Source organism: Burkholderiales bacterium, assembly GCA_036262035.1.
Lineage (GTDB): Bacteria > Pseudomonadota > Gammaproteobacteria > Burkholderiales > SG8-41 > JAQGMV01.
This window is the reverse complement of sequence record DATAJS010000001.1, coordinates 214,463-234,563: the sequence shown is the minus strand read 5'-3', so window position 1 is coordinate 234,563 and position 20,101 is coordinate 214,463. Positions and strand designations below refer to the sequence as shown.

Annotated in this window: 19 protein-coding genes; 11 read left to right on the top strand and 8 right to left on the bottom strand. The window is 65.6% G+C overall.

All coding sequences use genetic code 11. From position 1 onward, the window contains the following. Positions 1-205: 205 nt before the first annotated feature. Complete coding sequence (locus VHP37_00920; GenBank protein HEX2824879.1) at positions 206-409, bottom strand: hypothetical protein; 204 nt, start codon at positions 407-409, stop codon at positions 206-208. A gap of 125 nt (positions 410-534) precedes the next feature. Here VHP37_00920 and pepN point away from each other — a divergent pair, with 125 nt between their 5' ends. The 4 genes from pepN (at position 535) to VHP37_00900 (ending at position 6,367) form a co-directional block, all read left to right on the top strand. Further along, positions 535-3,177 carry an aminopeptidase N gene (pepN, locus tag VHP37_00915; GenBank protein ID HEX2824878.1) on the top strand — a complete coding sequence of 881 codons (2,643 nt, stop codon included), beginning with the start codon at positions 535-537 and terminating at the stop codon, positions 3,175-3,177. A 356-nt stretch (positions 3,178-3,533) separates the two neighbouring features. After that, a complete protein-coding gene (locus VHP37_00910; protein HEX2824877.1) occupies positions 3,534-4,322 on the top strand; it encodes a PEP-CTERM sorting domain-containing protein in 789 nt (262 codons plus the stop codon). 106 nt (positions 4,323-4,428) lie between these two features. Further along, positions 4,429-5,391 carry a tripartite tricarboxylate transporter substrate binding protein gene (locus tag VHP37_00905; protein HEX2824876.1) on the top strand — a complete coding sequence of 321 codons (963 nt, stop codon included), beginning with the start codon at positions 4,429-4,431 and terminating at the stop codon, positions 5,389-5,391. A 16-nt stretch (positions 5,392-5,407) separates the two neighbouring features. After that, entirely contained in the window at positions 5,408-6,367 is a 960-nt protein-coding gene (locus VHP37_00900) for a tripartite tricarboxylate transporter substrate binding protein (protein ID HEX2824875.1), read from the top strand. A 163-nt stretch (positions 6,368-6,530) separates the two neighbouring features. Here the strand turns inward: VHP37_00900 and VHP37_00895 are convergent, their stop codons facing one another. Both VHP37_00895 and VHP37_00890 read right to left on the bottom strand, forming a co-directional pair. After that, positions 6,531-6,959: a VOC family protein gene (locus VHP37_00895; GenBank protein HEX2824874.1), complete on the bottom strand. Its 429-nt coding sequence runs from the start codon at positions 6,957-6,959 to the stop codon at positions 6,531-6,533. Between the two features lie 46 nt (positions 6,960-7,005). After that, positions 7,006-7,260, bottom strand: a complete 255-nt coding sequence (locus VHP37_00890) for a hypothetical protein (GenBank protein HEX2824873.1) — start codon at positions 7,258-7,260, stop codon at positions 7,006-7,008. A gap of 123 nt (positions 7,261-7,383) precedes the next feature. On the opposite strand from VHP37_00890, the gene VHP37_00885 reads away from it, so the two are divergent. Together VHP37_00885 and VHP37_00880 are read left to right on the top strand one after the other, a co-directional pair. Beyond that, positions 7,384-8,160, top strand: a complete 777-nt coding sequence (locus tag VHP37_00885; GenBank protein ID HEX2824872.1) for an enoyl-CoA hydratase/isomerase family protein — start codon at positions 7,384-7,386, stop codon at positions 8,158-8,160. A 7-nt stretch (positions 8,161-8,167) separates the two neighbouring features. Then, positions 8,168-9,133, top strand: coding sequence for a tripartite tricarboxylate transporter substrate binding protein (locus VHP37_00880; protein HEX2824871.1), 966 nt, complete (start codon positions 8,168-8,170; stop codon positions 9,131-9,133). A 1-nt stretch (position 9,134) separates the two neighbouring features. Here the strand turns inward: VHP37_00880 and VHP37_00875 are convergent, their stop codons facing one another. Beyond that, positions 9,135-9,536: a hypothetical protein gene (locus VHP37_00875; protein ID HEX2824870.1), complete on the bottom strand. Its 402-nt coding sequence runs from the start codon at positions 9,534-9,536 to the stop codon at positions 9,135-9,137. A gap of 139 nt (positions 9,537-9,675) precedes the next feature. Between VHP37_00875 and VHP37_00870 the strand changes: the two genes are divergently transcribed. Further along, entirely contained in the window at positions 9,676-10,101 is a 426-nt protein-coding gene (locus tag VHP37_00870; protein ID HEX2824869.1) for a group 1 truncated hemoglobin, read from the top strand. 54 nt (positions 10,102-10,155) lie between these two features. Here the strand turns inward: VHP37_00870 and VHP37_00865 are convergent, their stop codons facing one another. Further along, positions 10,156-11,082 (bottom strand): LysR family transcriptional regulator, encoded by a 927-nt coding sequence (locus VHP37_00865; protein HEX2824868.1) that lies wholly within the window; start codon positions 11,080-11,082, stop codon positions 10,156-10,158. A 95-nt stretch (positions 11,083-11,177) separates the two neighbouring features. On the opposite strand from VHP37_00865, the gene VHP37_00860 reads away from it, so the two are divergent. Together VHP37_00860 and VHP37_00855 are read left to right on the top strand one after the other, a co-directional pair. After that, a complete protein-coding gene (locus VHP37_00860; protein HEX2824867.1) occupies positions 11,178-11,807 on the top strand; it encodes an NAD(P)H-dependent oxidoreductase in 630 nt (209 codons plus the stop codon). A gap of 144 nt (positions 11,808-11,951) precedes the next feature. Beyond that, positions 11,952-12,815: a pirin family protein gene (locus tag VHP37_00855; GenBank protein HEX2824866.1), complete on the top strand. Its 864-nt coding sequence runs from the start codon at positions 11,952-11,954 to the stop codon at positions 12,813-12,815. A gap of 159 nt (positions 12,816-12,974) precedes the next feature. Here VHP37_00855 and cls read toward each other — a convergent pair whose 3' ends face one another. After that, positions 12,975-14,270, bottom strand: a complete 1,296-nt coding sequence (cls, locus tag VHP37_00850) for a cardiolipin synthase (GenBank protein ID HEX2824865.1) — start codon at positions 14,268-14,270, stop codon at positions 12,975-12,977. A gap of 76 nt (positions 14,271-14,346) precedes the next feature. Between cls and VHP37_00845 the strand changes: the two genes are divergently transcribed. Beyond that, the gene (locus VHP37_00845; protein ID HEX2824864.1) at positions 14,347-16,770 is read left to right on the top strand and encodes a catalase; all 2,424 of its coding nucleotides are present in this window, start codon (positions 14,347-14,349) and stop codon (positions 16,768-16,770) included. A gap of 106 nt (positions 16,771-16,876) precedes the next feature. On the opposite strand, the gene VHP37_00840 is transcribed toward VHP37_00845, so the two are convergent. After that, positions 16,877-17,467 (bottom strand): hypothetical protein, encoded by a 591-nt coding sequence (locus tag VHP37_00840; protein ID HEX2824863.1) that lies wholly within the window; start codon positions 17,465-17,467, stop codon positions 16,877-16,879. A 74-nt stretch (positions 17,468-17,541) separates the two neighbouring features. On the opposite strand from VHP37_00840, the gene VHP37_00835 reads away from it, so the two are divergent. Then, positions 17,542-18,747, top strand: coding sequence for an MFS transporter (locus VHP37_00835; protein ID HEX2824862.1), 1,206 nt, complete (start codon positions 17,542-17,544; stop codon positions 18,745-18,747). Between the two features lie 197 nt (positions 18,748-18,944). On the opposite strand, the gene VHP37_00830 is transcribed toward VHP37_00835, so the two are convergent. Beyond that, a complete protein-coding gene (locus tag VHP37_00830; GenBank protein HEX2824861.1) occupies positions 18,945-20,036 on the bottom strand; it encodes a hypothetical protein in 1,092 nt (363 codons plus the stop codon). Between the last annotated feature and the right edge of the window lie 65 nt (positions 20,037-20,101).

The window sequence follows — 20,101 nt, the reverse complement described above, 5'->3', positions numbered from 1 at the left end:
GGACGCAAAGGACGCAAAGGACGCAAAGGAAAGCGAAAGACGTTTCGACCGCAGAGGCGCCCCGGTCGTCATTCCCGCGCAGGCGGGAATCCACCTTCAGGCGGTCTCAACGCCAAAATGGGTCCCTGATCGCCTGCGCATACGCGGACGCGTCCGGGACGGCGCGGTGTGCTGGAGGCGCTGGGGGAGCGTGAGGTTGTAACTACTACTGCGCGGCGATGGAGCCACTGTCGCGGAGTTGCACGGCGTAACTGTGATTCTGGTCGAAGCCCTGTTCGGCCGCGTTCGCCATGCACGCCGGAAGCTCGTTGAAGCCCTGATCGGATGCTGCGATGACCTGGCCGCTCTCGTCGAAGTGGTACCAGCGCCACTCGTTGCGCAGCCCCTGATAGAAGCGCCACTTGTCCAACTGTAATTCCCCCGCAAAACCCCCGAAGCAGGCAAACCCGGTGCAATCATCGTGCCGACTTTTATGACAAGAGCGCCGTGCAAACCGTCGGATAATCGGCGCTTCCACTGTTCGAGACCATCGAGATGCCCGACTCCGCGCCCCACACTGTATACCTGAAGGACTACACGCCGTCCGCGTTTCTCATCTCCGACGTCGACCTCGACGTGGCGGTGTTCGACGACCACACGCGTGTCACGGCGACGCTCTCGGCACGCCGCAATCCGGCGTCGCGCGAAAGCAGCGCGCCACTCGTGCTCCACGGCGAGGCGCTCGTGCTCGAATCGGTCGCGTTGAACGGAAATACGCTGACCGCCGCCGAGTACACGCTCGCGCCCGAGCGGCTGACGATACGCGACGTGCCCGAGCAGTTCGTGCTCCGCACGATCGTGCGCATCGACCCCAAAGCGAACACCACGCTCTCGGGCTTTTACGCGTCGAAGGACGGTTACTTCACCCAGTGCGAGGCCGAAGGCTTCAGGCGCATCACCTATTTCATCGACCGCCCCGACGTGATGGCGCGCTACACCACGACGCTGCACGCGGACAAGTCGCGCTACCCGGTGCTGTTGTCGAACGGCAACCTCGTCGAATCCGCCGATGAAGACGACGGCCGCCATCGCGCGAAGTGGGTCGACCCGTTCCCCAAGCCCTCGTATCTCTTCGCGATGGTGGTCGCCAAGCTCGACCTCCTCGAGGACACCTTCGTCACGCGGTCCGGGAAGAAGGCGAAGCTCATGATCTACGTCGAGCCCGGCAAGCTCGACCAGTCGGGGTTCGCGATGCAGGCGCTGAAGAACTCGATGAAGTGGGACGAGGACGTCTTCGGCCTCGAGCTCGATCTCGACCAGTACATGATCGTCGCGGTCGGCGACTTCAACATGGGTGCGATGGAGAACAAGGGCCTCAACGTCTTCAACACCAAGTACATCCTGGCGCGCCCCGACACCGCGACCGACATCGATTACCAGAACATCGACCGCGTGGTCGCGCACGAGTACTTCCACAACTGGACCGGCAACCGCGTGACGTGCCGCGACTGGTTCCAGCTTTCGCTCAAGGAAGGTCTCACCGTCTTTCGCGACCAGGAGTACGGCTCGGACATGTACTCGCGTTCGGTGGAGCGCATCCGCGAAGTGCGGTCCTTGCGCGCGCGGCAGTTTCCCGAGGACGCGGGGCCGATGGCGCATCCGGTCCGGCCGCAGTGCTACATGGAGATCAGCAACTTCTACACGGCGACGGTGTACGACAAGGGCGCCGAGGTGGTGCGCATGATCCACACGCTGATCGGCGCAGCGAATTTTCGCAAGGGGATGGACCTGTATTTCCAGCGCCACGACGGCCAGGCGGTGACGACCGACGATTTCGTGCAGGCGATGCAGGATGCGTCAGGCGTCGACCTCACGCAGTTCAGGCGCTGGTACGACCAGGCGGGGACGCCGACCGTGGAAGTCACCGACGCCTACGACGCCGCCGCGAAGCGCTACACGGTGACGCTGCGCCAATCGTGTCCGGCCACGCCGGGACAGCCCGACAAGAAACCGTTTCACATTCCCTTCGCGATGGGGCTCGTAGGCCCGGACGGGCGCGACGTCCCGCTGAAGCTCGAAGGCGATGGGGCGGCTCAGGCCGGCACGCGCGTGCTCTCGCTCACCGAAGCGGAGCAGCGCTACACCTTCGTCGATGTGCCCGCGCGGCCGGTGCCTTCGCTCGCGCGCGACTTCTCCGCGCCGGTGATCGTCAAGCACGATTACGACGAGCGCAGCCTCACCCATCTCATGGCGCACGACTCCGATCCGTTCAACCGCTGGGAAGCCGGCCAGCGCCTCGCGCAGCAGGTGATGCTCAAAGGCGTCGCGGACGTGCAGGCGGGACGGCCTTTCATCGCGCCCGAGTCGTTCGTCGATGCGTTCCGCGCGGTGCTCGCCGATTCGGCGCGCGATCCGGCGTTCGCCGCCGAAGCGCTGATCCTGCCCGGCGAGAGCTTCCTCGGCGAGCAGATGGAGGTCGTCGACCCGGATGCGATCCATACGGTGCGCACGGGCCTGGTGAAGCGGATCGCCGAGCTATTGAAGGACGAGTTGCTGGCGACCTATCGCGCGAACGCGGTCGAAGGGCATTACAGCCCCGATCCGGTGTCGGCGGGCAAGCGGTCGCTGCGCAACCTCTCGCTCGCCTATCTCATGGAGACCGGCACGAGCGAAGCGTGCGACCTCGTCTACCAACACTTCCAGGGCGCCGACAACATGACCGACTCGGTCGCGGCGCTCGCGGTGCTGGCCGATTTTCCGTGCGGCGAGCGCGACAAGGCGCTGGACGCTTTCTACACGCAGTGGAAAAACGAGCCGCTCGTGCTCGACAAGTGGCTGCGCGTGCAGGCGTTCTCGCGGCTGCCCGGCACGTTGTCCGAAGTAAAGCGCCTCACTTCGCATCCGGCGTTCGAGCTCAAGAACCCGAACAAGGTCTATGCTCTGATCGGCGCGTTCACCGCGAATCACGTGCGCTTCAACGCCGCCGACGGCAGCGGCTACGACTTCATCGCCGACCAGGTGATTGCGCTCGATCCCTTGAATCCGCAGATCGCCTCGCGCATCGCGCGCGCGTTCGACCGGTGGAAGAAGCTCGACGCGGGCCGTCAGGCGAAGGCGCGCGCGGCGCTCGAGCGGATACGCGACAGCGGCAAGCTCTCGAAGGATACGACCGAGATCGTCACGAAGGCTTTGCAGTAGATCGAAAGCCAATTAACCGCAAAGGACGCAAAGGACGCAAAGGAAAGGCAAAGGCTTTTTTTAAAGCAGAGGACGCAGAGGAAAAGCGTCGTCATTCCCGACCCGCGGCAGCGGAAGCGATCGGGAATCCATTTGACTTTCGCGCCCGCAACGCCCGTGTGCCAGCGTGTCGGCGCGCTTTACAGTCGAGGTCTTCCCCCATCCTCCCGCCGCTCAAAGATCGAGCATCGGCGTTTGAAATTTCCTCGACCCGCCTGATACATAGGCGCCGCAGCCCTAACGGCATCGCGCCCGCTGGTACGATCCGTGCTCCAGGCGCGCGGGTCGGCAAAATCACAAGATAACGAGGATCAGTAATGAAGGGTCATCTCCTGTCAGCCGCGGCCGCGGCTGTCCTTACCGTTGCGTCCATCAGTTCGGCTTCGGCCGGCTTCCAGAGCTTCGTCATCCGGAACGCCACCGTCTCCGGCAATCAGCCCACGATTCAGGTCAACAACACCTATCAGCCGGGTGCGACGGAATTCATCATTGCCGAAGGCGGGCAGAAGGCCGGTCTTGGTTCTTCGGACATCGACGGCCGCACGCTTGGCAGCATCGCCAGCGTCTCTATCGACCGCTTCGACGACCGCACGCGGTTTAGCATAGGAAGCGGTCCGTATGTCGCGCCCTATCTGAACTTCTGGATTACCGACGGGGCCGGTCGCTACGCCGTGATCGCGAACGAACCGTCCGATGCTAATTTCCAGTCGCTCTACAACAACGGCTACGATCTGTCTTTCGGCGATCTCGCGAACAAGGCAGCCAAGATTTTCGAAACCAGTGACAAGACCTGGCTTCCCAACGGCGGTGTTGGGACATTTACGTTCAGCGATTTTGCGAATTTCGTGATCCAGGCGCCGACGTCGACGGAACTCGGCCTCGGCTGGGCTGGCCTGGGGACCGGTGCGCCGCGCGAGTTCGGTAGCAATGCCGCTTACGGCGTCAACTGGATTTTCGGCGACAGCCTGACGAACTACGTCTCTGGCAACGAAGGCTACGTCGTAGCGAACGCATCCGTCAGCGCGGTGCCCGAACCCGGCTCGCTCGCGCTGCTCGCGATCGGCTGCCTGGCCTTCGGCCTCGCCCGCCGGCGCCTCGACGCCTAGGGACGCACATCGACCCGCGGAACCGTCCCGGACGGTTTCGCTTTAAACTCCTTCTCAAATGGACCCCCGCCCGCGCGGGGATGACGAGTCCAGGCGGGGAGGAGCGATGAAGCTCGGCGTTTCGCTGGTCTGTGTCGTGGCGTGCTGCGCGCACGTCGCATTCGCGCAGCAGGACTATCCCACCAAACCCATCCGCATCGTCGTCGGCGTCGCGCCCGGCGGCGCCACCGACATCCTCGCGCGCGCGCTCGGTACGAAGCTCTCCGAGCATCTGAAGCAGCAGGTCATCATCGACAACCGCCCGGGCGCGAACCACATCCTCGGCGGGCAGATCACGCAGAAGTCGCCGCCCGACGGCTACACCATGCAGGTGATCCCCGAAGGCTTCGTGATCAACGCGTCGATGTACAGGAAGCTGCCGTTCGATCCGCTGCGCGACTTCACCGCGATCGCGATCCTCGCGCTTGTGCCGAACGTGCTGACGGTGCATCCCTCGATGCCGGTCCGTAACGTGAAGGACTTCATCGCGCTCGCGCGCTCGCGTCCCGGGCAGATGAACTACGGCACGTCGGGCGTAGGCTCGCCGAGCAACATGTCGGGCGAGCTGCTCAAGGTGCTCGCGCAGATCGAGTACACCCACGTGCCGTACAAGGGACAGTCGCTCGCGGTGAGCGATCTCGTCGGCGGCCAGATCCATTTCGCGTTTCCCTCGATTCCCGCGTCGGTGGGGCACATCCGCGGCGGGCGGCTCCGCGCGCTCGGCGTGACGACGGCGCAGCGTGCTACTGCCTTGCCGGATATCCCGACCATCGCCGAGGCGGGCGTGCCCGGATACGAAGTGAGCGGGTGGTACGGCGTCATCGGTCCCGCCGCCATGCCGCAGGCGCTGGTCGCGCGCATCAACCGCGAGATCAACGCGATACTCACCGTGCCCGAAACCGCCGAGCAGCTGTCGATGCAGGGCGCGGACCCGCGCACCATGAGCCCGGAGCAGTATGCGTCGACGATGGCGAGCGACCTGAAGAAATGGCAGAAAGTCGTCGCGGCGGCCGGACTGAAGCCCCTGTAACGAGCGAGGAGGAAGCATGAGGAAGGCGAGCCGCTTTGCGGCGATCGTATTGTTCGTCGCCGGCGCGGTTCACGCGCAACAGTATCCGCAGCGCCCGATACGACTGATCGTGCCGTATCCCGCGGGCGGTCCGACCGATTTCACCGGGCGCATCGTCGGACAGAAGCTGTCGCAGCTCGTGGGGCAGCAGGTCGTCGTCGACAACCGTCCCGGCGCCGGAACGGTGATCGGCACCGAGCTCGTCACGCGTGCCGCCCCCGACGGATACACGCTGCTCTTCGCGACGGGCGGAGGCACGTTCCTCACGCCGATCATGCTCGCCAAGGTGCCGTACGACCCGGTCAAGGACCTCACGCCGGTCGCGATGCTCGTCATGAGCCCGCAGGTGCTGGTCGCGCATCCGTCGGTCCCGGCCAATACCGTTCCCGATCTCGTCGCGCTCGCGAAAGCGAAACCGGGCGTGCTCAACTTCGCGTCGGTCGGCACCGGCACGTCGCCGCATCTCGGCGGCGAGCTGCTGCAGTCGCTCGCGGGGATCAAGCTCGTGCACGTGCCTTACAAAGGCACCGCGCCGGCGATGACCGACCTCATCGCCGGCCAGGTGCAGCTCATGTTCACGAGCATGCCGACGGTGCTCGCGCACGTGAAAGCGGGAAAGCTCAAGCTCCTCGGCACCGGCGGCAAGAAGCGCAGCGCGGTCATCCCGGACACGCCGACGATCGCCGACAGCGTGCCCGGCTTCGAGCTCATCACGTGGTACAGCATCTTCGCGCCCGCGGGAACAAAGCAGGCGATCGTGACGCGCCTGAACGGCGAGATCGGGAAAGTGCTCGCCGATCCCGAGAGCCGCGACAAGCTCGCGGCGCAGGGACTGGAACCGACGACGATGAAGCCCGAGGAGCTGGGGCGCTACTCGAAGGAAGAGCTCGCGCGCTGGGCGAAGGTGATCAAGGCGGCGGGGATCAAGCCGCAGTAGGGACTCGAAAGTGGATTCCCGATCCCGCTATCGCGGGTCGGGAATGACGGTATCGTCATTCCCGCGAACGTGGATATCCGTTGCGGCCCATCGGCATTCCCGCGAAGGCGACCCATCCGTCATTCCCGCGAAGGCGGGAATCCATTTTTAACGCACGGCGACGTCACGTCGCGTAGACATCGGTGATGTTCTTCAGCCCCTTGAACTCCACCGCGTTCCCGCACCCGTCCTTGCACGTCATGAGCTTCTGCTCCCGGATGGTGCCGGCCTGGCGCACTTCGGGCTTCATGATGAAATCGATGCCGGCGCCGGTGAGCTTCTTCTCGATCGTTTCGAACTGATCGAGCGGGACCACCACCCCGAAATGGCGCATCGGCGTGCCGCCGCCTTCGCGCAGCTTCGAGCCCTTGTCGCCGACGATGTCGTCGGGCGACTCGTGGGCGACGATGTGATGGCCGAAGAAGTTGAAATCGGCGCGGCCCGGCAGCTTGCGGCCTTCCGGACAGCCGAGCAGACCGCCGTAGAAGCGGCGCGCGCGCTCGAGATCGTCGACGGCGAAAGAGAAGTGGAAGAGGGTGTTCACGGACGTCATTGCTCGCTCCTTGATAACCGTCATTCCCGCGTAAGCGGGAATCCATTTAAAGATTCACGTCGCCCCATCGACGCATCAAAGCCTTGCGCTCGGGTCCCGGCGGAACCGATTTCATTCGCTCGACGTCCGCCGGCGTGACGCTTTCGTACGCCGTCACGCTCGACGCGGCACAGAACACGTTCATCGAGTACGCGCCGCACGCGGCGCATCGGCCCAGCAGGTAATCGAAGCCGCCCGCCTGGCCGAGATCGAGCTGCGGACTCCACGACGGTCGTGCGCAGCAGGCCGGCTGTTCCGCCATCGCCCTCGTCCGCATATCGATGCCTCGATATTAGAGCGTGTTGCGCCGGCGTGTCGAACAAGCGAAACTCCGCAGGACTCGAATCGACAACAGCGGCGCCCACGCCGCGCTCCCCGAGGCTGCATGGACTATCGAACCCTGAAGGTCGCGCACGCCGGCGGCGTTTCGCGCGTGACCCTGGACCGTCCGCCGGTCAACGCGATCAACGTGCAGCTCCTCGAGGAATTGCTCCATGCGCTCGACGCGCTCGAAGCGCGCGCGGAGACGCGATGCATCGTGCTCGCCGGCGGCGGGACGAAAGCGTTCTCCGCAGGCGCCGATCTCGCGGATACGCGCGGCGCGCACGGCAACGATCGTTTCCGCGAGCTCGGCCGCACCGCACTCGAGCGCATCGAGACGCATCCCAAGCCGGTCATCGCCGCGCTGCGCGGCTGGTGCATCGGCGGCGGCTTCGCGCTGGCGATGGGCTGCGACGTGCGCATTGCTTCCAGCGCCGCGAAGTTCCGCACCGGCGACGCATACGTCGGCGTCGTGCCGTCGTGGGGCATGAGCCTCACACGCCTGGTGCATTACATCGGCCGCAACCGCACGCTGGACATGCTGATCCTCGGCGAGGACCTGTCCGCCGAGCACGCCGCCGATCTCGGCCTGGTCACGCGCGTCGTTCCCGACGACGCGTTCGATGCGGAGATCGAGCGGGTCGCGGCGCGCGTGGCCCAGGGTGCGCCGATCAGCTTTCGCGCGATCAAGGAGACGGTGCGCGCGCAGTACTGGCTGTCGCCGCCGGAGGCGAGAGAGCTCGAGACCCGATGGGCCGAGCTCAACGATGCGTCCGAGGACGCGCGGGAAGGCAAGGCGGCTTTCCGCGAGCGCCGCCCGCCGGTTTTCAAAGGAGTCTGAGCATCCGATGAAACGATCGCTCCGCATGACCGCGCTCTGTCTGTGCACCTGTTTGTCGAGCGCCGTCGCAGCACAGGGTTATCCCGCCAAGCCGCTGCGCATCGTCAACCCGTTCGCGGCGGGCGGCAACACCGACATCATCACCCGCGCGATCATCGAGCGGCTCGCGCCGGTGTTGAAGCAGCAGATCATCATGGAGAACCGGCCGGGCGCGATGACCAACATCGCGTCCGAGTACGTCGCGAAAGCGCCGCCCGACGGTTACACGCTGCTCATGGGCGGCGCGTCGAACGCGATCAACATGAGCTATCTCGCGAAGGTGCCGTACGACACGCTGCGCGATCTCGAGCCGGTGATCCTGTGTCTCAAGGGCGCGAACGTGCTCGCGGTGCACCCGTCGCTGCCGGTGCGCAACGTGAAAGAGCTGATCGCCCTGGCGCGCGCACAGCCGGCGAAGCTCAACTACGCGTCGAGCGGGCTCGGCAGCTCCAACCACATGGCGGGCGAGCTGCTCAAGGTCATGGCGAAGATCGACATCCAGCACGTCCCGTACAAAGGCAACAACCCGGCGCTGACCGACGCCATGGGCGGACACGTGCACATGCTCTTCGCGGGCGTGCCGTCGCTGCTGCCGCCGGTGAAATCGGGCCGCCTGCGCGCGATCGCCATCAGCGTTCTTACGCGAGCGCCGGCGCTGCCCGACGTGGCGACGTTCGACGAATCGGGCGTGAAAGGCTACGAAGCGACGAACTGGTTCGGGCTCTTCACCGCCGCGAAGACGCCGCGCGACATCGTGGCGCGCCTCAACGGCGACATCGACAAGGTGATCCACAGCCCGGATCTCGTCGAGCGCTTCGGCAACGAGTCGCTCGAAGTGATCGGCGGTCCGCCGGAATCATTCAGGGCTTTCGTGCGCGCCGAGATCGACAAGTACGCGAAGGTGATCGCGGCGGCGGGAATAGCGAAGCAGTGAGCTACAGGCGCACCTGGGCGGCGACCTGCCACCCGGGTTTGCCCAGGCCTTCCACGACCGGCAGCCCGCTCATCCGGTAGAGCTTCGGAAACTCGAACCGCAGCTCGGCCTCGCGCCCGCGCCCGTGCACGGTCAGCGACAGCTCCATGCGCAGCTCCGCGCCGCTGCCGTCGTCGCGCCAGACGAGCGCGTGCGCCCCCGGCGCGAGATTGCTGATGCGAACATCGGCGGGGTCGCTGCTTCCCGTGTCTCCCCATTCGTAAGCGACCTCGTGAAGCACCGCGAGATCCAGCGCATCGTCGCTGTCGTTGATCAGGTAGAAGCTCCACTCGTTGCCGTCCGACAGCGCCTCGCGGCAGGCGGCGATGCGGCAGCGAACGATCGGTCCGTCGTCGACATCCATCGGTCGTCAGGTTTCCCTTTGCCGGAGCGCGTGAGGCAGCTGCTCACGCCGGCATTCTCTCATCCAACCGCCGCTCCCGCCCGTATACGTCGCGGCCCCTCCATGACGAGGGTTCTTCCACGTGGGCAAGGAGAAGACCATGCGAGCAGTGAAAAGAATCATCCGGGCGGTGGCGGTGAGTGCGCTGGTGCTGTGCGCCGCGAACGTGTACGCGGCAGACAAAAGCCTCTACGACCGGCTCGGCGGCAAGCCGGCGGTCGTCGACGATTTCGTCGCGAACGTCGCGGCGGACACCCGCATCAACGGCTTTTTCGCGAACACCGACATCCCGCGTCTGAAGCGCCTGCTCGTCGAGCAGATCTGCGCCGGCTCGGGCGGGCCGTGCACCTACACCGGCCGCGACATGAAGACCACGCACATGGGCATGGGCGTGCAGGACCCGCACTTCGCCGCGCTCGTCGAGGACCTCGTGAAGTCGCTCGACAAGCTCAAGGTGCCGGCGCGCGAGAAAAACGAGCTGCTCGGCGTGCTGGGGCCGATGAAGACCGATATCGTGATGCGCTGACCGAAATCCGGGTCAGAGTCAGTTTAACTGCCAGAAATGTGACTCTGACCCGGATTATTTCTTTGTCGCGGCTTTTGCCTGCTCGCGCGCGCACACGCGGCTCGTGGTCTCGCGGATGATCTCGCCGAGCCTGAGCACGCCCGGACCCGCGGCGTCGCGGTCGGCGTAGACGAGATAGAGCTCGGCGTAGCGGTCGCGGCCGTCGCGCAGGGGCAGGGGCACGAGCGCGCCCGCAGCGAGCTCCTCGCGGATCTTCTCTTCCGGCAGCCACGCGTAGCCGTAGCCCATGCGCGCCGCCTGGATCGAGGTCGCCATGTGGCTCACGGTCCAGCGCTGCGCGGCCTCGACCGAAAGCCGCGTGACGCGCACCGTCCCCGATTCCCTGACGACGAGCTGGCGATGCTTGCGCAGGTCGTCGTGCGTCACCGCGCGGCCGAGCTTGATCAGCGCATGCTCGGGATTCACCACCGGTAACAGGCGCATCCGCAGCAGCGATTCGCCGAAGAATCCCGGCGGCACGAGCGGCGTCAGCGCGAGATCGGCGACGCCCTGGATCAGCGCCTCCGAGGTGCCGCTGATCACCGATTCGATGAGCTCGATGTGCGTGTGCGGACTCTCCTCGCCGAAGCGCTGGAGGCACTCGAACATCACGACGTTGGGAAAGATGTGCTCCATCGCGACGCGGATCTCTGCTTCCCATCCGGCCGACAGCCGCCGTGCGGCGGTCTCGAGCCCGCCGGCTTCCTCCAGCAGCACGCGCGCGCGGCGGTAGAGCAGCTGTCCCGTCGGCGTCAGCACCGCCTTGCGGCCGACGATGTCGAACGCCTTGACGTCGAGCAGCGACTCGATCTTCTGCACGCCGTAGGTGACCGTCGACTGCGTCTTGTTCATGCGCTCGGCGGCCTTGGCGTAGCTGCCTGCCTCGACGACCGCGACGAGCGCTTCCCACTGCTCCAGGGTGATGCGCGGGCTTTGGGCCATGATCGATGCTTTCGATAGATAACGCTCAAATTTTGATGTTTTTTATCGAAAGCGTAAATGCTTTAATCACTTCACACACCAACGTGAGGTGAGCCATGAAAACCAGGACCCTGCTGCAACTGAATTCGAGCCTCAATTCCACCGCCGGCCATTCCAGCCGCCTCGCCGATGCCTTCGTCGCCAACTGGCGCGCCGCCAATCCCGGCGCCGACGTGATGGTGCGAGATCTCGCCGCCGATCCGGTGCCGCACCTGACGGCCGAGCGTTTCGGGGCGTTCCTGTCGAAGCCGGAAGAGCGCACGGCCGAGCAGAGGGCGGTCCTCGAGTATTCGGACGGCCTGATCGACGAGCTCAAAGCGGCCGACGTGATCGTGCTCGGCCTGCCGCTCTACAACTTCGGCGTGCCGTCGACGCTCAAGGCGTACTTCGACCACATCGCGCGCGCCGGCGTGACGTTCCGCTACACCGAGAGCGGCGCTTTGGGCTTGCTGACGGGCAAGAAGGCATACGTGCTGGCGGCGCGGGGTGGAATTTACGCGGGTACGCCCCAAGATACTCAGACTGCCTACGTGCGCGGCTTCCTCGCATTCCTCGGCATCACCGACGTCGAGTTCGTGTACGCCGAAGGCCTCGCGATCGGCGAAGCGACGCGCGAATCGGCGCTGACCAAAGCGCGCGAGCAAATCGAAGCGCTGACGGCGACGGAATGGAAGCAGGCGGCTTAAAGGCATGATTGACCGCAAAGGACGCAAAGGACGCAAAGGTTGATTAGCACCGAGTCGTCATGTGTTCGCGATGCTTAGCCCTTCCTTGGCGTCCTTTGCGTCCTTTGCGTCCTTGGCGGTTAAATAGCTTTTGAAGGAGTAGAGATGACCACCAGAACCGTTAAGAGCGTGATCCAGTCGGTTGCCACCAGCGATGGGGCGGGCGTGAAGCTGCGCCGCAGCCTCGGCTCGCAGCGCGGGCTGTATCACGACCCGTTCCTGATGCTCGACGAGTTCTCGTCCGAGAACCCCGGCGATTACATCGCGGGCTTCCCGGCGCATCCGCACCGCGGCTTCGAGACGGTCACGTATCTGCTCGACGGCCACATGCTGCACGAGGACCATCTCGGCAATCGCGGCGATCTCAAGAGCGGCGGCGTGCAGTGGATGACCGCGGGCCGCGGCATCATCCATTCCGAGATGCCGCAGCAGGAGGAAGGGCGCATGCGCGGCTTCCAGCTCTGGATCAACCTGCCGGCGGCCGAGAAGATGAAGACGGCGGGGTATCGCGACATCGACGCTTCGGAGATCTTGAGCGTGGCGCTGAGGAACGGCGGCGCGGTGAAAGTGATCGCCGGCACGATCGCGATCGACGGCAGGGACGCCGCGGGACCGATCCAGGGTGTGACGACCGACCCGCTGTACCTCGACGTCGCGCTGCCGGCGAACGGGACGGTGTCGCTGCCGGTGAAGCAGGGCTACAACGCGTACGTGTATCCGTACGAAGGCTCGGTCGTCATCGGCGATCGCACGCTGCCCCGCGGCCACGGCGGCATGCTCTCGGATGGCGACGCTCTCGAGCTCGAAGCGGGCGCCGAAGGCGCGCGCGCGCTCGTGCTCGCCGCGAAGCCGCTGCACGAGCCGGTCGTGCAGTACGGTCCGTTCGTGATGAACACGCGCGAGGAGATCGAGCAGGCGCTGCGGGACTATCAGTCGGGGGCGCTGGCGAGCGCGTTCGAAAAGGCGTGAAGAACCAGGGTCTGACCCCGATAGAGCCGGGGTCAGACCCAGCCGCTCATTGCGAAAGTGCGACCGGCGATAGAGGCCGCTTGGCGACCTTGTTCTTCCCTGCTTTGAACCGGGGCTTGCTCAAAATGGGTGCTGGCCTTCGCCAGGACGACGGGTAGCCTAGAGCTGCGGACCCACCAATAACGCCGCTTTCTCTTTCAGCTTCTCGGTCCACGGCCGCTCCCGCCATTCTTCGAGCGTCACCCGCTTCGACTTCGCCACGTCCTTCTCGAAATCCGCGATCTGCCTCGCCGCCACCTCGCGGTCGTAGACGTTGAGGTTCGCCTCGTCGTTCAGCCTGAACGACCGCGGATCGAAGTTCGTCGAGCCGACCGAAGACCACACCCCGTCGACGACCAGCACCTTGCAATGGAACATCGTCGGCTGGTAGCGCCAGATCTCCGCGCCCAGCTCCAGAAGCTCTCCCCATTTCGCCCGTGACGCATCCTGCACGAGCTGCGCATCAGTGATCGGGCCGGGCAGGATCATCCGCACTTTGACGCCGCGCCTGATGGCGGCCTTCAGGGTCTCCATCGCCGGCTCGTCGGGCGCGAAATACGCCATCGAGAGGTGGATCGTCTTCGTCGCGGCGGCGATCGAGAGCAGATACATGAGGTGCATGCTCTCGGCGCCGCCTTCGATCGAGCTCTGGAACACCTGCGCCCGCTGGGTGCCGGCCGGCGGGAGCTCGGGGAAATAATCGGGCGTGTGCAGCACCTTGCCGGTGATCTTGGTCCAGTTGTCCATGAACGCCGCCTGCATCTGAGCGACGGCAGGGCCTTCGATGCGGTAGTGCGTGTCGCGCCAGTGATCGGCGTCCTGCGCGTCGCCCGACCACTTGTCGGCGATGCCGACGCCGCCGGTGAAACCGATGCGACCGTCGACCACGAGCAGCTTCCGGTGCGTGCGGTTGTTGAGGCGGTTGATCGTGTACCACTTCGGTTTGTGATAGCGCTCGACTTCCACGCCTGCGCGCCGCATCGCTTCGAGCTGCGCGTCGTCCATCTTGTTGCTGCCGATCCAGTCGAGGATGACGTGGACTTTCACGCCGCTCTTCGCGCGCTCCGACAGCGCGTCGGCGAACGCTTTCCCTACGTCGCCCGACCAGTAGATGTAAGTCTCGAAGGTGATGGTCTTTTTCGCCGAGCGGATCGCTTCCAGCATCGGCGGGAATATCCCTTCGCCGTTGAGCAGCGTCTCCACCTTGTTGCCGCCGACCAGCGCAGGACCGAGCAGGACCCCGATCGTGCGCGTGAACTGCGGATCGTCGACCGAGTACTCGTGACGGACCTGCTCCTTGATCTTCTTCTCGGTCGCCACGAAGTTCATCGCGATGAGCGTCACCGACAGCGTGGCGATCACTGCCATCGCGATGTTGAGCGGCCACCGCTTGCGATTGCTCTTTGGTTTCTTCATGGGGCTGGGATTGTAGCGGGCGCGCACGGGCATACGGGTTGCTGCCGACGGGCTCGTTCTCAAGGAAGGGACCCCGATGGCCGCACGCAAGAAAACGCCCGCCGATTCCAACGCCGCCGCCGATGCCGCGAAAACTTCTTCGCGCGCGACAGTTAGCGGCCCGGCACGCAAAGGCGGTGCCGACGCGATCACCGATGCCGCGACGGCGAAGATCGCCGGCACCGAACAGGTTTCGGCATCCATTCCGCACAACGCTGCAAAACCTTCCGAATTCGGCGACGCCGCGGCGATGCAGCCTGCGACCGGCCAGAGTGTGGAACCGCCGCACCCGCTGGTGAGCGGCAGCACGCTCACCGAGACGAACGCCTCGGAGAAAGTCGGGAAGGGCAATCCACAGGCGAGCTTCAATCCGACCAGCGGTCCGCTCGACCGCGTGCGCGTGGACTCGGGCGGGCGCGTGCTCACGACCAATCAGGGCGTTCCGGTCGCGGACAACCAGAACTCGCTGAAAGCGGGCCTGCGCGGACCGACGCTCCTCGAAGATTTCATCCTGCGCGAGAAGATCACGCACTTCGACCACGAGCGCATTCCCGAGCGCGTCGTGCATGCGCGCGGCTCCGGCGCGCATGGGTACTTCGAATGCTACGAGCCGCTGACGGACCTCACCCGCGCGTCGATCTTCGCCGAAGCGGGCAAGCGCACGCCGGTGTTCGTGCGCTTCTCGACCGTCGCGGGCGAGCGCGGGTCCACCGACCTTGCTCGCGACGTGCGCGGGTTCGCGGTCAAGTTCTATACCGACGAAGGCAACTGGGACCTCGTCGGCAACAACATCCCGGTGTTCTTCATCCAGGACGCGATGAAGTTTCCCGACCTCGTGCACGCGGTGAAGCCCGAGCCGCACCACGCGATGCCGCAGGCGGCCTCGGCGCACGACACGTTCTGGGATTTCGCCTCGCTCATGCCCGAGATCACCCACATGCTGATGTGGGTGATGTCCGACCGCGCGATCCCGCGCTCCTACCGCATGATGCAGGGCTTCGGGGTACACACGTTCCGCTTCGTCAACGAAGCCGGCGAGTCGCGCTTCGTGAAGTTCCACTGGAACCCGCTCGCCGGGACGCATTCGGTGATCTGGGACGAAGCCGTGAAGATCTCGGGCGCCGATCCCGATTTCCACCGCCGCGATCTGTGGGAAGCGATCGAGGCGGGCGAGTATCCCGAGTGGGAGCTCGGCGTTCAGATCTTCACCGAGGAGGATGCCGAGCGCTTCAGCTTCGACGTCCTCGATTCGACCAAGATCGTCCCCGAGGAGCTCGTTCCGCTGCGGCCGATCGGGCGCATGGTGCTGAACCGCAACCCCGATAATTTCTTCGCGGAGACCGAGCAGGTCGCGTTCTGCACCGCGCACATCGTGCCCGGGATCGACTTCAGCAACGATCCGCTGCTGGCGGGCCGCATCCATTCGTACGTGGACACGCAGATCTCGCGGCTCGGCGGCCCGAACTTCCACGAGATCCCGATCAACGCGCCGGTGGCGCAGGCGCACAATAACCAGCGCGACGGCATGCACCGCCAGGAGATCAATCGCGGCCGCGTCGCCTACGAGCCGAACTCGCTCGGCGGCGGTTGTCCGTATCAGGCGGGCATGACGGGTTTCCGCTCGTTCCCCGAGCCCATGGAGGAGAACAAGGTGCGCGGCAAGCCGGAGCGCTTCGCCGAGCACTACAACCAGGCCAAGCTGTTTTACAACAGCCAGACCGACGTCGAGAAGCAGCACATCGTCCGCGCATTCCGCTTCGAGCTGACCAAGGTACAGGTGAGCGCGGTGCGCGAGCGCATGGTGGCGGGCTTACGCAACGTCGACGAGGCGTTCGCACAGGCCGTGGCCGAAGGTCTGGGGATGGCGGCGCTGCCCGATCCTTTGCCGAAAGTGCTCAAGCGCGATCCGAAGGCGGAAGTGACGACGTCCGGCGCGCTGTCGCTGCTTTCACGCCCGGGGCAGACCGGCATCCGCACGCGGCGCATCGCGATCCTGGTCGCCGACGGCGTCGACGGCGCAGTCGCGCGCGCGACGCACGCGAGCCTCGTCGCACAGGGTGCGGTGCCGCGCTATGTCGGAATCACGCTCGGCCAGGCCGCCAGCGAGTCCGGCGATCCCATCGAGATCGAGGTGAGCATGGAAGCCGCGCCTTCGGTGCTGTGGGACGCGATGATCGTCCCCGGCGGCGACGCCGCGACCGAGATGCTCGTGGAGAGCGGGCATGCGATCGAGTTCATCAAGGACCAGTATCGGCACTGCAAGCCGATGCTGTTCTTCGGCGCGAGCGCGACGACGTTACTGGAAGAGGCGCGGGTGCCTTTGATGCTCCCGAACGGCGGCAAGGACCCGGGGGTGATCCACTCGGACGGCGCGAATACCGACGCGGCGTTGAAGCAGTTCGTCGATGTGCTGACGCGGCATCGGGTGTTCGAGCGGGAGACCGATCCGCCGGTTGTTTAAGGGAGTCGTCATTCCCGCGAAGGCGGGAATCCATTTTTTGCAGTTGAGGGTCAACATGGGTCCCCGCCTACGCGGGGACGACGACCTTTTTCACCCGTTCACCCGTTCACGCCTTCTTCCGTTTCTTCTCTTCCTGCGCCGCTTCCACCGCCGTCTTCACGTCCTTCTTCTCCTCGGGCGGCGGCAGCACCGCTTCGAGCCCGAGCGCCTTCAGCCATAGCTCGCGGCACCAGCCTTTGGTGTGGTACAGGTGTTCGTCCTCTTCGTCTTCGACCGCCTCGTACGCCTGCATCAGCGCATCGCGCGGGTCGCCGTCGAGCGCTTTGGCGCATTCGCCGATGAGCTCCCAGTCGAAGTGGTCCTTGGTCTCCGCCAGCACGACGCACTCGCACGCGACGAGCTCGGCGGCGGGGGGATCGTTCGCCGCGAGCGCCATCTTCATCGCGACGACCAGCGACTTGCCGTTGTGCTGCACGATCTTGCGGCCCGGCGTCATCTCGTCCGGATCGAGTCCGAGCGCTTCGCAGGCGCCGGTCAGCAGCTCGACGTGTTTTTCGGTCTGCTGCAGGTATTTTTTCCATTCCTTGCGCAGATCGCCGTTCACCGCGCACTCGAGCGCGGTCTGGTAGACGATCACGCCGCCGCGCTCGTGCTCGAGCGATTGCAGCAGCAGTTCCCTGAATTGCGCTGGGGCCATCTATACTCCGGTTCGCTTTCAATGCCGGAACACACCCGGCGACACATGCGAACAGCAACCGGCATGCCCCCGCGATGTCCTCACTGAAGCGCCCCGCATTCACGCGCTTCTGGATCGGCGAAACCGCCACGGTGCTGGCTTACCAGATGCTCGTCGTCGCGGTGGGCTGGCAGACCTACGACCTCACCCAGAGCGCGCTCGCGCTCGGCCTGATAGGCCTCTTCCATTTCTCCACGCAGTTCACGCTGCTCCTGCCCGCGGGGCATTTCGCCGACCGTCACGATCGAAGGCGCATCGCGCTCGGCGCTCAGCTCGTGCAGCTCGCGGTGGCCGCGGTCTACACCGGTGCGAACCTGTCGGGCACGATGAGCACCGCGTTCATCTACGGTGGTTCGCTGTTCATCGGCGCGGCGCAGGCGTTCCAGAACCCGAGCATCCGTTCGATGCTGCCGACGCTCGTCGAGCGGCGTGAGCTTCCGCAGTGCATCGCGTGGTCCGGCGCGACCCGCAAGATGGCGGTGATCGCGGGGCCGGCGCTCGGCGGTCTCATCTACCTCGCCGGGCCGGCGTACGTGTACGGCACCGCCGCGGTGTTCTTCGTGATCGCCGGGATGCTGCTCGTCAGCGTGAAGATGCCGCACGCCGTGCGGCCGCACGAGCCCGCGACGCTCAAGACGCTGTTCGGCGGCATCTCCTACATCCGCAGCAACCCGGTCGTGCTCGGCGCAATCTCGCTCGATCTCTTCGCGACGCTGCTGGGGGGCGCCACCGCGCTGCTGCCGATCTACGCGCGCGACATCCTCGCCACCGGGCCGTCGGGTCTGGGCGTGCTGCGCGCGGCGCCGGCGATCGGCGCGATCGTCGTCTCGGCGGTGCTCGTGCGCGCGCCGCTGTCGCGGCACGTGGGGCGCGTCATGTTCACGTGCGTCGCGGTCTTCGGGGTGGGGACGGTCGTCTTCGGCCTATCGAGCTCGTTCGCGCTGTCGGTGACCGCGCTCGGCGTGCTCGGCGCGGCGGACATGATCAGCGTGGTCATCCGCACGTCGCTGATACAGCTCGAGACGCCCGATCACATGCGCGGGCGCGTGAGCTCGGTCAACTCGATGTTCACGAGCACGTCGAACCAGCTCGGGCAATTCGAGTCGGGCGTGGTCGCGGCGCTCGTCGGCACCGTGCCGTCGGTGGTGATCGGCGGCGTAGGGACGCTGATCGTCGCGGCGGTGTGGATGAAGCTCTTCCCGGCGCTGTATCAGCGCGATCAGATGACCTCGGTGCAGTGAAAAGCGAAAAGCTTTACCGCAAAGGACGCAAAGGACGCAGAGGAAAAGCAAAAAGCGCTATTTGAAGTCACGTAGGGTGCGCTCGCACGCGCCCTACGGTCCCGTCATTCCCGCGAAAGCGGGAATCCAACTTAGCGGTCCAAGTCAAAACGGATTCCCGATCACATCCGCTATCGCGGGTCGGGAATGACGAATCCTCAGGTGATCGAGTTGTGGCGGGGATAGTAGGAGAAGCTGAACGGCGTGCCGTTCGCTCCGCCCGGATCCGCGACGAGGATCACTTCGACTGCGAAGCGCGTCTCGCGTTTGGCCTCTCCGCCGAGCACGTCCTGATATTCGGCCTTGCCGTACAGGACCGCCTTGCGCGATCCGCCCTGCACCAGCACGACGTCGGTCTGCGGCACGTACAGCGTTCCCGAGGTCACCGTCGAATGCGAGCCGAGCTCCCCGCCCGCGAAATCGGCCATCACCGGCGGCGCGAAGTCGAAGTCTTTCGGGATCTCGTGATCGAACTGCCGCAGCGCCGCCCAGTAGCGAAAGCCGCGCGTCGGCGTCGCCCCCGAGTTCTGCCACACCACCTGGAACACCCACCCGTGCAGGAAGTTCTTCTCGTCCTTGACCGGGCCCTGCAGGAACTCCTTGACCGTCACGTACGGCCGTAGCTGCCGCGCGGCGGTGTCCTGCAGCACCGTGGCGGAGCGCTCGGCGGCTTCGGCGCTGCGCTTGGCGGCCTCGGCGGCGCGCTCGCTCGCTTCGATCGCGCGGCGGTTGGCGTCGAGCAGATCCTGCGACGGAGCCCCGGCCGCCGCTGCGCCGCGCGAGACCCGCCACGCGAAGATCGCCACGAACAGCGTGAAGATCGCGACCAGGATGTCGGTCACGTTCATGTCGCGCAGCAGATGGCTGACCGCCTCCGGCGCCGCGTTCGCGGGAGCGGCGGTGGCGGTGGCCGCGGGCGCAACCGCCGCAGCGGCCACCGGGGGCGGCACCGCCGGCTTCTCGGTCGGCGGCGGCGTGGCGGGCGTCGACGCGGTCGTCGAAGATGTCGTGCCCGGCGGCGTCTCGGCGGGCGCGGCCGTCGCCGTCGGCGTTGCCGCGCTCGTCGCGCCTTTCGCAGCGGCGGCCTTGTCGTCCTTCCTGTCGTCCTTCTTCTCGTCCTTTTTCGCCTCTTTCTTCTCGTCCTTCGCCTCGATAGGCGGGAAGGCGTTCAGCGGCTGGGGCTCGGCCGGGTGCGCCGGCGCGTGCTTGGTCGCGCCGAGGGCGACGGCAGGGGCGAGGACTACGCACATGCCGAGCACCAAGGCGTTTTTCACCGCAAAGGACGCCAAGGACGCAAAGGAAAGCTTCATATTGT